The sequence below is a fragment of the Cupriavidus sp. 01L46 genome (genome assembly GCF_056399905.1).
In genome coordinates this window covers 1-12,816 of the sequence record NZ_JBFTSF010000023.1, presented here as the reverse complement: position 1 = coordinate 12,816, position 12,816 = coordinate 1, and the positions used below count along the sequence as shown (strand labels likewise).

Below are 12,816 nucleotides of genomic sequence, written 5' to 3'. Positions count from 1 at the left end.
ACGCTGAATGGTCGGCATCAATCTTCCGCCGGACCCTTCGCTCGCGCTGCGTGCGGATACGCAAGGCCTCACATCCGCACTAAGCGTGGCCAAGCTGGCCGCGCTGTTGCCCACGGGCACCGTCACCGATACGGTGGGTCCCGCGACTGGCGGCCCCACGGTGCAGCAAGGCCGTCCCGGCCAGGTAACCGGCGGCGGGCTCAACCCCGCGGCCGGCACAGCGCCAGCCTCGGCACGTGAGACCTTGAGCTCGGCGGCGCGCGTCATCCTGGATATCCTGGAAGGCACCGAATCCACACCGCTGCGCGGCTCCGCCCCGCTCCTGCCCACACCGCCCGGCAGCGGCCAGGCTGCCGCGCTGGCCGGTGCGCTGGCGCGGCAGGTCGGGCAAAGCGGCTTGTTCTACGAATCCCATCTGGGACAGCTGCTCAACGGCACGCGCGGGCTGGACAGCCTGCTGCGCGAGCCGCAAGCCTTGCTGGGCCGCCCGCCGGGCACTCCTGGCAGCGGCAGCCCTGACGCGAGCGCCAACGCGGGCGGCGCGGCGCGGCCCGTGCTGGCGCTGACGTATGAACCCTCGGCAAGCCCCGCTGCGCCGCCAGCACCGGCGGCTCAGCCCCAGCCGCCGGCCGCCAGCGGTACGGCGATCAACCTTGCAGCCGCGGCCCTGGGGGCGCTCGTCGATGCCGAGGCGGGCCCCGCAGCCCCTGTGCCTGCGCCGCGGGGCTCAGGCAACAACAGCAGCAACACGGCGCAGCCCGCCGGTGCTGCCTCATCGCTGACAGTCCCGCAAGGCCCCTCGGCCCATCTTGCCCATCAGGCCACGCAGGCTTACCAGGCGGCGTCAGCGGCACAGGCAGACCCGCAGGCGCAAGCCAGGCACCTGCACATCGATAGCTCCTGGCGCGATGGCGGCACCGCGGCCGAGGCCCGGCAACTGGCGGCGCCGGTTGGCCCGCCGGTCCATCCCGACGCCGCCACGCTGGTGCGCCAGCAGCTCGACGCCCTCGCCACCCAGCAGTTCCGCTGGATGGGCGAAGCGTGGCCGGGCACGCCAATGGACTGGCAGATCCGGCGCGAGCCCGATGACAGCAAGGCACGCAGCCAGGGCGAAGGCCCCGACCCCGCCACCGGCGTGTGGTCGACGCGGCTGGTGCTGGAGTTCCCCAACCTCGGCACCGTGGAAGCACGCCTGAGCCTGGCTGGCAACGGCATCGAAGCTCGCCTGGCCGCGCCGGACTCGGTCAACCGCCTGAATGCGGCACGCGCGCAATTGCAGGATCGGCTGGCGGCCACCGGACTGAACCTCACCACGCTGGCGGTGGACGGCATCCTTTCGCCCGGCCGGAGCATCGGATCATGAGCTACCCGGACGATGTGCTCGACGGCAGCCCGCGCGGCAGCGCGGTCGCGCTGAGCTACGACGAAAGCCGCGACAGCGGCCCGCGCGTGGTCGCCAAGGGCTACGGCGAGGTCGCCGATGCCATCATCGCCCGCGCCCGCGAGAGCGGCGTCTACGTTCACAACTCGCCCGCGCTGGTAACCCTGCTGATGCAGGTCAACCTGGACTCGCACATCCCCCCGCAGCTCTACATGGCGGTGGCGGAACTGCTCGCGTGGCTGTATCAGCTCGAGCAGGACCAGGTTAGCGCCGGCCACCCATCCGGCACGCAGCACGGCAGCCAGGGCTGACGCCACCACCCGCCGCGCCAGGCTCCTGGCATCCACGCGGCGTATTCATCTCACGACTTCCAAGCCCCTCGAATTGGCCTTGTTTTTGGCCTGTATTCCCGCCTCCCCCTGCGTGACGCCCTGTTAAGTTTTAGGGGGCCGAAACAGCCTGGCAATTGCCCTTGCGAATACCGCCGTTCACGGCCCGCGGCGGCGCGCCAGCATCGCCATCAAGCGTACTACCTGTTCCAGCCCGCCAAGACGGGCTTAAACGATGAAACCACTCCAGACTGCTTCCAGGGCACCGCGTCAAATCGACAAGGCGCGCGAACTCTACAATGCCGGCCAATACCGCGCCGCGTTCAAGGAGGCCGAACGGGCGGAGCAAATCCATGGCAAGCGGGCCGACGCCAGCTATTGGCAAATGGCCGCGGCGCTGGGGATGCAGGATACGCAGCAAGCCGGCGAGATCCTGCGCGACGGTTTGCAGCGCTTCCCGGCGAACATCGACCTGATGTCGCTAGGCGGCTTCGTCCTGCTGCGCAATGGCAAGCACGAGGACGCCAGGCAGTTGCTGCAGCAATGCGTCGCCAACGCGCCGGGCTCCATCAGCGGATGGGTGCACTACGCCGCCCTGCTGCTGGAGCTGCGCGAGCCCGCGGCGGCGAAGGAAGCGGCGCTCAAGGCGCTGGCCATCGATCCGAACGAACCCATCGCCGCCTGCAACTACGCCCTCGCCCTGAAGGAAACCGGGGAGATGGGCGAGGCCATGGAGGCACTATGGAAAGCGGTAAGACTGGCCCCGAAGAATCTCGCCATCCGCGCCAACCTGCTGTTCGCCATGCTGTTCGCGCAGGAAACCACGGCGCCCGACCTGCTGCGCGAGGCCAGGGCCTACGAGCAGCTGCTGCTGGCCGGGCAGCGCTTCCCGCTGCGCAAGCACGCCCTGCGCCAGGACGGCGGCCCGATCCGCCTGGGCCTGCTATCCAATGACCTGCTGCGGCACGCCTGTGCCTACTTCATCCTGCCGCTGCTTGCCAACCTGGACCGCACCCGCGTAGAAGTGGTGGCGTTCTCGCTCAACCCGCAGAGCGACCACGTCACCGACAAGATCCGGCTGCACGCCAACCAGTTCATCGAGTTGGCCGGCAAGTCCACCGCCGACATCGTCGACATCGTGCGCGGTCAGCAGATCGACGTGCTGATCGACCTCGGCGGGCATACCGGAACTTCCCCGCTGCCCTATATGGTCCATGGCCTGGCGCCGGTACAGATGACATGGCTGGGCTACCCGGGCAGCACAGGGCTGAGCGCCATTGACTACCGCATCACCGACTGGACCTGCGATCCGGAAGGATTCGAGCCGCACTACAGCGAAGCCCTGCTCAGGGCGCCCGCCTTTTGCACCTATGCCCCGCTGATCCATAGCCCGCTCGAGACCTACGGCGCCAAGTACCGGGTCCAGGACACGCCCGCGTTGCGCAACGGGACTGGCGCGATCACCTTTGGCTCCTGCAACAACCTGGGCAAGGTGACCGACCAGACCCTTGCCCTGTGGGGCGCCGTGATGGCGCGCTGCCCCGGCAGCCGGCTGCTGATCGAAGCGCGCGACATCGACAACGACGCCGTGAGCGGACCGCTGCTGGCACGCCTGGCCCGGGTCGGCATCGACGCGGGCAGCGTCATCCGCGTTCCGCGGCTGGTGCAAAACCAGTACCTGACCTACAACAACATCGACATCGTCCTCGACACGTGGCCGCTGACCGGCGGCACCACCACGTGCGACGCCGTGTGGATGGGTGTGCCGGTGGTATCGCGGGCCGGCGCCGCCTACCATTCGCGGATCTCCGCGGGTGTCTTGCATGCCATCGGGCTCGATGGCCTGGTGTGCGCGGACGAACGCGAGTATGTCGAGGTCGCGGTGCACCTGGCGACCCACCTCGAAGAGCTCAATGCCTTGCGGCTATCGACCAGGCAGCGCTTCGAGCAGAGCCCCCTGGCCGACAGCGCAGGATTCGCGCGCTGGCTGGAAGATCAGTTGACCACCCTGGTCCAGCCCCACAGGCCGATCGATAGCCAGCCTGCCGGCTCGCTCGATGGCGTCTACTTCGCCGACGCCTGGCACACCATGGCGGAGATCGTGGTGGCGATCGCGGGCCTGCTGGATGCCCAGCGCTACGTGGAGCTGCGCAGCCTGATGGAGAACTTCTCCGCGAAATGGCCCAGGCACTGGATCACGGCCTATGTACTGGCCGAGATCGCGCATCACAGCGGGCAGCCCGAAGCCTGCGTCGAATACCTGATGGAGAGCATCGGCCTGCGTGCGTATCACCTGCCGCTCTATCGTGTGCTCAGCGCCCGCATGGATGCATACCAGTATGACAAGGGCATGCTGGCTGAATTCCTGCAACAGCAATTCGGCATGAGCCTGGCGTTCCTGGAGCAGCAAGGAACGCCCACGGTCCTCGAAGTGCTTGGCATCGACATCGCGCGAGCGCAAAACCTCGAACCAGCCCACGCCTGATGGCTGCCGCGCAAGCCCTGGCCGCGCGCCGCCTCGCCTGACAAACTAGCCCATCCACAATGAAGAACAACGCAGCCAGCTCCAAAGCGGATCGGTACCTCAAGAAGGCCGAGGCCAGCTACTTCGCCGGCCGGTACCATGAGGCCATCGAACATGCGGAGAAGGCCGGGAAGCTGGCCCCCGGCCTCTACCTGGCCTACTACTTGCGCGCCGTAGCCACGCTCGGCCTTCAGCAGATCGAGCAGGCTTACCGCATCGCGCAGGACGGGTTGAAGGCGCACCCGAACCAGCCTGACATGATCGCCACGGTCGCGCGCATCCTGTGCACGATGGGCAAGCTCGAGCCAGCTCGCATCATGCTGCGGGACTGCGTCGCCGCGCACCCGGGCAGCCTGGCGGCCTGGGCCAACTATGCCATCGTCCTGCAGAAGCTGGCCCTGCACGCGGACGCCAAGCACGCGTCTCTCAAAGCGCTCGAGATCGCCCCCAACAATCCCGCCATCCTGGCAAATTACGCCAACGACCTGAAAGACACGGGATTCGCGGAAGACGCGATCTCGGTACTCAGGAAGGCCGCGGCCCTTGACCCGGGCAACAAGAGCATCCGCTCCAATCTGCTGTTCCTCCTGCTGTTCGGCGAGAAGACGAGCGCCGGCGACCTGCTGAAGGAGGCCGGCAGCTTCGCGCAGTCGCTTGCTAGCAAGCGACTGCCTCTGCTGCCTGTGCAACAGAGGCCGGCGTCCGAGCGCATTCGCGTTGGTATTCTTTCGAATGACCTGTTCCGCCACGCGTGCGCCTACATCCTGGTTCCCTTCATCGCCAATCTGGACCGGGCGCGATTCGAAGTGGTAGCGCTCGGCCTGCACGCCTATCGGGACACCGTCACGCAGAAGATCGCCATGTATTGCGATCGCTTCGTCGACGTGGCCAACATGGCGGAGAACGAAGTCGTGCGGACAGTGCGCGAGGAAAACCTCGACCTGTTGATCGATCTCGGCGGCTACACGGGCACCTCGCCCTTGCACTACATGGTCTACGGCCTGGCCCCTGTCCAGCTCACCTGGCTGGGTTATCCCGGCAGCACCGGGATGCCAGCCATCCACCATCGCATCACGGACTGGATCGGCGACCCGGCGGGAGCCGAATCGCACTACACGGAGAACCTGTTGCGCGCGCCGGGCATCTTCGCGGTCTACTACCCGATGATCAATAGTCCGCTAAAGGCCTACCAGCCCGAATACCAGGTACGCGAAACGCCTGCTGCCCGCAACGGCTTCATCACCTTCGGCTCCTGCAACAACCTCGGCAAGATCACGGACCGCACGCTGCGGCTCTGGAGCACCACCCTGGCAAGCTGCGCGGATAGCCGGCTGCTGGTGGAAGCCGCGGAACTCGACCGGGACGAGGTAAGGATTCCGCTTCTGGAGCGCATGCAGCAGGCCGGAATCGATACGCAGCGGGTGACCTGCATCCCGAGGGAAGGCAAGAACCAATACCTGACCTACCACGATATCGACATCGTGCTCGATACCTCCCCCGTTACCGGCGGCAATACCACCTGCGACGCGCTCTGGATGGGCGTGCCCGTGGTCACGCTGGCCTGCGCCCCGTTCCACACCCGCGTTTCGGCGCCGTTCCTGCACGCCATGGGGCTGGACGAGCTGATCTGCGAAACCGAAGAAGCCTATGTCACGGTGGCGGCCAGCCTGGCCAGCAACCGCGAGCAGCTCAATGCCCTGCGCCTGAGCATGCGGCACCGCTTCGAGAAGAGCGCCATCTTCGACGCCGCCGGCTTCGCGCGCTGGTTCGAAAGCCAGGCGATAGCGCTGGTTGGCCAGCACCGCGACGTCAGCCATCTCGAGGCACGCACGCAGGATGGCGTGTTCTGCGCCGGCGCATGGCATTCCATGGAAGAACTCGTGCTGACCATCGGCCTGCTGCTGGAGGAAGGGCGGCATATCGAGCTGAGCAGCCTGCTGGAGAACATGTCGGCAAAGTGGAGCAAGCACTGGCTGGTCGCGTTCGCGCTGGGCGAGATGCAGCAGCACCTGGGCAACCACGACCGCGCCCTCGAACTGCTGATGGAGAGCATCAACCTGCGCCCGTACCACGTGCCGCTCTATCGGCTGCTGAGCGTACGCATGGACGAAGGCGGCCACGATAAAAGCCCCCTGGCTGACATCCTGCAGCAGCAGTTCGGCCTGGACCTCGCCTTGATCGAGCGCCAGGGCAAACCCACGACCCATGAAATCCTGGGCATCCAGGTATTGGAGGAAGCCGCATGAAAGCCGTCATCCTGGCGGGCGGGCTTGGTACCCGCATTTCCGAAGAATCGCACCTGCGCCCCAAGCCGATGATCGAGATCGGCGGCAAGCCGATCCTGTGGCACATCATGAAGATGTACGCGGCGCACGGCATCAATGATTTCATCATCTGCCTGGGCTACAAGGGCTACGTCATCAAGGAGTACTTCGCCAACTACTTCCTGCACATGTCGGATGTCACCTTCGATATGTCGGAGAACCGCATGGACGTGCATTGCCGCAAGGCAGAGCCGTGGCGGGTCACGCTGGTCGACACCGGCGAAGATGCGCAAACCGGCGGCCGGCTGCGCAGGGTGCGCGACTACCTCACGCCTGGCGAGTCGTTCTGCTTCACCTACGGCGACGGTGTCTCCAGCATCGACCTGAGCGCGGAGATCGCTTTCCACCGCAACCACGGACGCTGGGCAACCGTCGCCGCAGTGCAACCTCCCGGGCGCTATGGCGCACTCGAGCGGACCACTGAGGGCATGGTCACCGGTTTTTCCGAGAAGCCGCGCGGCGATGGCGGCTGGATCAACGGGGGCTTCTTCGTGCTCGAGCGCGAGGTGCTGGACCTGATCGCCGACGACCAGACCCCCTGGGAACAAGCGCCGATGAAGGAACTGGCGCGCCTGGGGCATCTCCTGGCCTACGAGCACGACGGATTCTGGCAGCCCATGGACACGCTGCGCGAGAAGACCCAGCTGGAAGAAATGTGGCAGTCCGGCTCCGCTCCCTGGAAATGCTGGTAATGCGTGCACTGTCCTGCTACGCCGGGCGCTCTGTCTTCCTGACGGGCCATACCGGCTTCAAAGGCGCCTGGATGGCGATGTGGCTGACCCGGCTGGGCGCGCGCGTGAGCGGCTATGCCCTGCCCTGCGCCACCAGCCCGGCGCTGTTCACCCTGGCCGATGTCGAGGCTGGCATGCACGCGCACCACCATGGCGACGTCCGCGACCAGGCTGCCTTGACCGCCGCGCTGCATGCGGCACAGCCCGAAATCGTCTTCCACCTCGCCGCGCAGCCGCTGGTACGCGCCAGCTACCATCAGCCGGTGCAAACGTGGTCGACCAATGTGATGGGCACCGTGCACCTGCTGGAGGCCGTGAGGGCCTGCCCATCGGTGCGCGCCGTGGTGGTGGTCACCACCGACAAGAGCTATGAGAACCGCGAATGGCTGTGGGGCTACCGCGAGACCGACCCGCTCGGCGGCCACGATCCCTACAGTGCCAGCAAGGCCGGCGCGGAGCTCGTGGCGGCGAGCTACCGGCAGGCCTTCCTGGCCGGGAGCGGCGTACTGGTGGCGACCGCGCGTGCCGGCAACGTGATCGGCGGCGGCGACTGGTCCATGGATCGCCTGATCGCGGATGCCGCCCGCGCCGCCGCGGCGGCGCAGCCACTGCGCATCCGCAGCCCGGAAGCCACCCGTCCCTGGCAGCACGTGCTGGAGTCGCTGCGTGGATACCTGCTGCTGGGCGAACGCCTGTGGGCAGGCGAACAGGCACTGGCCGGCGCCTTCAACTTTGGTCCCGCCGCTACCGATAACCTCCCTGTGGCCGAGGTCCTCACGCGTCTGCAGGCTCACTGGCCAGCCTTGCAATGGGAGGTCGACGAGGCCGCCCGGGAGCAAGCGCCGCATGAGGCCCGCTACCTGTATCTCGATTCGGCCAAGGCCCGGCAAGTGCTGTCGTGGCGTCCGCGCTGGACGCTTGACGAGGCACTGGCCGCTACCGCCGAGTGGTATGGCACGGTCCAGCGCGACCCACATCAGGCGCGCAGGCTCTCCGAACAACAACTGGATCGATTCTGCTCATGACAGACGCCGCACCCAACCACGGTAACTGCCGCGCCTGCGGCGCGCCGCTGGTGCACACCTTCGTCGATCTGGGACTGTCCCCGGTCTCCAACGCCTTCATCAAGCGCGAAGACGCTGGCAAGGGCGAGATGTTCTATCCCCTGCATGCGCTAGTCTGCGACCACTGCTGGCTGGTGCAGCTCAGCGACGTGACGGGGGCCCAGGCCCACTTTCACGACGACTACGCCTACTTCTCTTCGTTCTCCGCCTCCTGGCTGGAGCACGCCCGCCGCTACGTCGAGGACATGACGAAGCGCTTCGCGCTGGGAGGGGACAGCCGCGTGATGGAGATCGCCAGCAACGATGGCTACCTGCTGCAGTACTTTGTGCAGGCCGGCATCGATTGCCTGGGCATCGAGCCCACGGGCAATACCGCCGCGGCCGCGCGCGAACGCGGTGTCGCCAGCCGCGAAGTGTTCTTTGGCCGCGAAACCGCACAGTCGCTGCGCGACGAGGGCTGGCAGGTCGATCTCCTGCTTGGCAACAACGTGCTGGCGCATGTGCCTGACCTCAATGACTTTGTTGGCGGCATGCCTCGCGTCCTCAAGGCTGAAGGGGTGATCACCCTTGAGTTCCCGCACCTGTTGCGCCTGATGGCCGAAACGCAGTTCGATACGCTGTACCACGAGCATTTCTCCTACCTGTCGCTAAGCGCGCTGCTGCCGGTGTTTGCACGCGCGGGCTTGCGCGTGTTCGACGTGCAGACCCTGCCCACTCATGGCGGCAGCCTGCGCCTCTTTGTCTGTCACCAGGCTGCCGCGCACGCGGTCACAGCGCAGGTCGCGCAATGCCTGGCGGCGGAGCAAGCCGCCGGCCTGACCACGCTCGCGCCTTACACCGCCTTTGCGGAAGCGGTGCGCGCCACCAAGCGCAGCCTGCTTGACTTTCTCGTGACCGCGCGGCGCGCCGGCAAGCGCGTCGTTGGCTATGGCGCACCGGCCAAAGGCAACACCTTGCTCAACTATTGCGGCATCGGCACCGATTTCATCGACTACACCGTGGACCGGAATCCCCACAAGCAAGGCACGCTGTTGCCAGGCTCGCGCATTCCGGTGCTGGCGCCCGAAGCCATCGACGCGGATCGTCCTGACTACGTGCTGATCCTGCCCTGGAACCTGCGCGAGGAGATCATGGGCCAGATGGCGCATATCCGCGAATGGGGCGGCAAGTTCCTGGTGCCGATCCCGGAGGTGCGTAGTCTATGAAGTTCGTTGCCGCCCGCATGCCTGGCGTGCTCCTGGTCGAGCCCGAGCAGCTCCGCGATGACCGCGGCCATTTTGCTCGCACCTGGTGCGAGCAGGCGTTTCACGAGCAGGGCCTGGATGCGCGCCTGGTTCAGTGCAACGTGTCCTATAGCCGCCAGCGCGGGACGCTGCGTGGCATGCACTACCAGACGGCACCGTACGCGGAAGCCAAGCTGATCCGGGTGACCCGGGGCAAGGTGCATGACGTGCTGCTGGACCTTCGCGAAGGCACGCCGGGCTTCGGCCAGTGGCAGGCGTTTGAGCTCAGCAGCGACAACGCCGCCATGCTGTACGTGCCGCAAGGCGTGGCGCACGGCTTCCAGACCCTTTGCGACGACACCGAGATGTTCTACCAGATGTCCGCGCCCTACTCTGCCGCCCACGCGGCGGGCGTGCGGTGGAACGATCCCGCTTTCGATATTCCCTGGCCGCTGGAGAACCCCATCCTCTCTCCACGCGACCAACAACATCCACTGTGGCAACACCAACCCAACGCAGGAGACCCGACATGATTCCGATGTTCAAACCGCTGATCGAAGAAGAAGAAATCCAGGCGAGCCGCGAAGCCCTTGAGCTCGGCTGGCTCGGCATGGGCAGCTACGTGTCCGCGTTCGAGGAAGAAGTCAAGAAGCTGATCGGCGCCGAAGACAAATACGTAGCCGCCGTCAGCACCGGCACGGCCGGCCTGCACGTGGCACTGCTCGTGGCCGGCGTGGGCCCGGGCGACGAGGTCATCGTTTCGTCGTTCAACTGTTCGGCGGACTTCCAGGTCATTACGCAGGTGGGCGCCGAGATCGTGTTCTGCGACTGCGAAGACGACACGCTGTGCATCGACCTCAAGCGCGCCGAAGAGCTGGTCACCGAGCGCACCAAGGCCATCATCGTGATGGACTACGACTGCCTGCTGTGCGACCACGACGAAGTGGCCGCGTTCGCCCAGCGCCACAAGCTGCGCGTCATTCACGATGCGGCGCACTCCTTTGGCTCCAAGTACAAGGGCAAGCCGGTCGGCAGCTTCTCCGATATCTGCGTGTTCAGCCATGATCCGGTGAAGACCGTGACCTGCCTGGACGGCGGCACCATCGTGGTCAGCACGCCCGAGGACCTGAAACTGGTGCATGAGCTGCGTCTGCTTGGCATGCAACAGCCGGCAGCCGTGATGTACAAGAACCAGCGTGCATGGACCTTCGACGTGGAACGCGTTGGCTATCGCTATCACATGATCAATATGCATGCTGCCGTCGGCCTGGCGCAGTTGCGCAAGATCGGCACCATCGCGAAGACGCGCCGCGATGCCTGCGTGGAGTACAGCCGCTTGCTGGCCGATGTGCCCATGGTGCGCACGCCGAAGTCGAAGTTCGAAGATGTGAACCCGTTCTTGTACTACATCCGCGTGCCCGAAGGCCATCGCGACGATCTGCGCGCGTACCTCAAGGAGAACGGCGTTGACACCGGCATCCACTGGCAGCCGGGCCACTGGTTCACGCTGTGGAAGGACTGCAAGGCGGGCGACCTGTCGGTCACCAACAGTGTTGGCAAGGAAATCCTGTCGCTGCCGCTGTACTCCAAGATGGATCTGGCGATCGTGCGCGAAGTGGCCGCCAAGGTGCGTAGCTATTTTGACAAAGTGGTGGGCTGATATGGACACGCGCATCTCCGGCAAAGAGCTGATCGCCAGCATCAAGGCCAGCGCCGCGACGAGCCAGGTGGGCGTGGTCATCCCGGTCGGCCGGCCGGTCGTGGCCGTATTGCGGCCCATTCCGACCCGGCCCGGCTGCATCGCGCAGACCGACCTGGAATTGCTCAGCGAATGGCGCAATCGCCATGTGAAGTCCTTCCTGACCGAGTTCGCCGCGCATGCCAAACGCACCGAGCAGTGGCTGGTGGACTACGTGCACGCCAACCCCTCGAAGCTGCTGTTCATGGTGGAAAGCCTTGACGGGACGCCGCTTGGCCATGTCGGCATCGATTTCATCGACTGGGATACCAGCTACGGTGAAGCGGATGCCATCGTCAGCGGTGGCGCCTCCCCGCGCGGGCTGATGAAGGAAGCCCTGCGCACGATGCTGGACTGGGCCGAGCACCAGCTCGGCCTGCGCCACCTCGCGGTCAGGGTGCGATCCGACAATAGCGCGCTGGAGTTCTATCGCAAGGTCGGCTTCGTCGAGGAAAAGCGAGTCCCCCTGAATGTGGAGAGATCGCAAGACATGGTGCGCTGGTACGAGGACCCTGCCGTGCAGGATCCGCAAGCCGCCTTGGTCTACATGAACTACCGCAAGCAGGCATGAAGCTCATCGGCACCGACCGGGCCGGACTGGCCAGCTATGTGCAAGCACAGCTGGCCAGCTTTTTTCCGGATGGCGCGGATCACCGGACCGCGCTCGAACGCTATCTGGACGAGGCACTCGCCAGGACCGGCCGTTGCGTCGACGCGGTCCGGATGTGGCGGCCAGGTGAATTCGACTACCTGCACTCCAGCCAGTACGCCACCTTTCTCTACTACCTGTCCAACTCGATCTGGCGCGATGGCGGCGACCCGCGCGCCTGCACCAAGCTGTTCTGCCTGAACAAGGCGCTCAACGCGATGGACCTCTTCTACGAGGTGATCATGCCCGAAGTCTTCCTGATCGGGCACTCGGTCGGCATCGTGCTGGCAAAAGCCACCTACGGCAATTACCTGGTGCTGTACCAGAACTCCACGGTCGGCAAGAACCACGGCGCAGCCCCGGTGATCGGAGACGGCGTGGTGATGTATCCCAATACCGCCATCATTGGCCGCAGCCATGTGGGCAATGGGTCGGTGATTGCGCAGGGGGTCAGCGTGATCAATCGCGATACGCCAGGGGATTGCCTGGTGTATGCGGGACATGCCGGCGACCTGGTCTGCAAGCCAGCGCGCGAACCGGCGGCGGAAGAGTACTTCCGGCTGTAAGTTTCCGGGGCCTGCCGGCCCGTGCCGCAAGGAGCGCAAGCGGTAACGAAGGCATAGCGGCATGGCAAGCGCCCGCCCTTCTGTTCCTCCCCTCTCCCGCAAGCGGGAGAGGGGAGCCAACCAGCGGCAAGATCAACCAACTGTGGTAGCCGTGTAAAGCGCCCGAAGGGCGGGAAACACCCCAACGCGATGCGAAGCGAGCCGTCAAGGTTTACCTAGGCCGTATGGGGCGCCTCGGGATTCGGCGAGAAGAGCGGAAAAGAGGGACCCATGTCTGAGTATCGCCT

The 12,816-nt window shown here is 65.7% G+C and carries 11 protein-coding genes; all 11 read left to right on the top strand.

The window, feature by feature from the left end:
- The first annotated feature begins 7 nt into the window (after positions 1-7).
- The 11 genes from fliK to AC1DS3_RS06475 all read left to right on the top strand — a co-directional run bounded on the left by fliK (position 8) and on the right by AC1DS3_RS06475 (position 12,529).
- Complete coding sequence (fliK, locus tag AC1DS3_RS06525) at positions 8-1,363, top strand: flagellar hook-length control protein FliK (protein ID WP_441640306.1); 1,356 nt, start codon at positions 8-10, stop codon at positions 1,361-1,363.
- Positions 1,360-1,692 carry an EscU/YscU/HrcU family type III secretion system export apparatus switch protein gene (locus AC1DS3_RS06520; RefSeq protein WP_441640307.1) on the top strand — a complete coding sequence of 111 codons (333 nt, stop codon included), beginning with the start codon at positions 1,360-1,362 and terminating at the stop codon, positions 1,690-1,692. Before fliK ends, AC1DS3_RS06520 begins: the two co-directional genes overlap by 4 nt.
- Before the next feature lie 253 nt (positions 1,693-1,945).
- Complete coding sequence (locus AC1DS3_RS06515; protein WP_441640308.1) at positions 1,946-4,195, top strand: O-linked N-acetylglucosamine transferase, SPINDLY family protein; 2,250 nt, start codon at positions 1,946-1,948, stop codon at positions 4,193-4,195.
- Between the two features lie 59 nt (positions 4,196-4,254).
- Complete coding sequence (locus AC1DS3_RS06510) at positions 4,255-6,480, top strand: O-linked N-acetylglucosamine transferase, SPINDLY family protein (protein ID WP_441640309.1); 2,226 nt, start codon at positions 4,255-4,257, stop codon at positions 6,478-6,480.
- Positions 6,477-7,250 (top strand): glucose-1-phosphate cytidylyltransferase, encoded by a 774-nt coding sequence (gene rfbF / locus AC1DS3_RS06505; RefSeq protein WP_441640310.1) that lies wholly within the window; start codon positions 6,477-6,479, stop codon positions 7,248-7,250. The genes AC1DS3_RS06510 and rfbF overlap by 4 nt, the downstream gene beginning before the upstream one ends.
- Complete coding sequence (gene rfbG, locus AC1DS3_RS06500) at positions 7,250-8,314, top strand: CDP-glucose 4,6-dehydratase (RefSeq protein WP_441640311.1); 1,065 nt, start codon at positions 7,250-7,252, stop codon at positions 8,312-8,314. The genes rfbF and rfbG overlap by 1 nt, the downstream gene beginning before the upstream one ends.
- Entirely contained in the window at positions 8,311-9,558 is a 1,248-nt protein-coding gene (locus AC1DS3_RS06495; protein WP_441640312.1) for a methyltransferase domain-containing protein, read from the top strand. The genes rfbG and AC1DS3_RS06495 overlap by 4 nt, the downstream gene beginning before the upstream one ends.
- Positions 9,555-10,109, top strand: a complete 555-nt coding sequence (rfbC, locus tag AC1DS3_RS06490; protein WP_441640313.1) for a dTDP-4-dehydrorhamnose 3,5-epimerase — start codon at positions 9,555-9,557, stop codon at positions 10,107-10,109. The genes AC1DS3_RS06495 and rfbC overlap by 4 nt, the downstream gene beginning before the upstream one ends.
- Positions 10,106-11,236, top strand: a complete 1,131-nt coding sequence (locus tag AC1DS3_RS06485) for a DegT/DnrJ/EryC1/StrS family aminotransferase (RefSeq protein WP_441640314.1) — start codon at positions 10,106-10,108, stop codon at positions 11,234-11,236. Before rfbC ends, AC1DS3_RS06485 begins: the two co-directional genes overlap by 4 nt.
- Position 11,237: 1 nt before the next feature.
- On the top strand, positions 11,238-11,885 hold the full coding sequence (locus AC1DS3_RS06480; RefSeq protein WP_441640315.1) for a GNAT family N-acetyltransferase: 648 nt from the start codon (positions 11,238-11,240) through the stop codon (positions 11,883-11,885).
- Positions 11,882-12,529 (top strand): LbetaH domain-containing protein, encoded by a 648-nt coding sequence (locus tag AC1DS3_RS06475; protein ID WP_441640316.1) that lies wholly within the window; start codon positions 11,882-11,884, stop codon positions 12,527-12,529. The genes AC1DS3_RS06480 and AC1DS3_RS06475 overlap by 4 nt, the downstream gene beginning before the upstream one ends.
- Positions 12,530-12,816 lie beyond the last annotated feature (287 nt).

What these genes read in the sequence shown, in the direction of transcription:
- fliK (WP_441640306.1), top strand. Translation starts at nt 8, where the DNA reads ATGGTCGGCATCAATCTTCCGCCGGACCCTTCGCTCGCGCTGCGTGCG.
- AC1DS3_RS06520 (WP_441640307.1), top strand. Translation starts at nt 1,360, where the DNA reads ATGAGCTACCCGGACGATGTGCTCGACGGCAGCCCGCGCGGCAGCGCG.
- AC1DS3_RS06515 (WP_441640308.1), top strand. Translation starts at nt 1,946, where the DNA reads ATGAAACCACTCCAGACTGCTTCCAGGGCACCGCGTCAAATCGACAAG.
- AC1DS3_RS06510 (WP_441640309.1), top strand. Translation starts at nt 4,255, where the DNA reads ATGAAGAACAACGCAGCCAGCTCCAAAGCGGATCGGTACCTCAAGAAG.
- rfbF (WP_441640310.1), top strand. Translation starts at nt 6,477, where the DNA reads ATGAAAGCCGTCATCCTGGCGGGCGGGCTTGGTACCCGCATTTCCGAA.
- rfbG (WP_441640311.1), top strand. Translation starts at nt 7,250, where the DNA reads ATGCGTGCACTGTCCTGCTACGCCGGGCGCTCTGTCTTCCTGACGGGC.
- AC1DS3_RS06495 (WP_441640312.1), top strand. Translation starts at nt 8,311, where the DNA reads ATGACAGACGCCGCACCCAACCACGGTAACTGCCGCGCCTGCGGCGCG.
- rfbC (WP_441640313.1), top strand. Translation starts at nt 9,555, where the DNA reads ATGAAGTTCGTTGCCGCCCGCATGCCTGGCGTGCTCCTGGTCGAGCCC.
- AC1DS3_RS06485 (WP_441640314.1), top strand. Translation starts at nt 10,106, where the DNA reads ATGATTCCGATGTTCAAACCGCTGATCGAAGAAGAAGAAATCCAGGCG.
- AC1DS3_RS06480 (WP_441640315.1), top strand. Translation starts at nt 11,238, where the DNA reads ATGGACACGCGCATCTCCGGCAAAGAGCTGATCGCCAGCATCAAGGCC.
- AC1DS3_RS06475 (WP_441640316.1), top strand. Translation starts at nt 11,882, where the DNA reads ATGAAGCTCATCGGCACCGACCGGGCCGGACTGGCCAGCTATGTGCAA.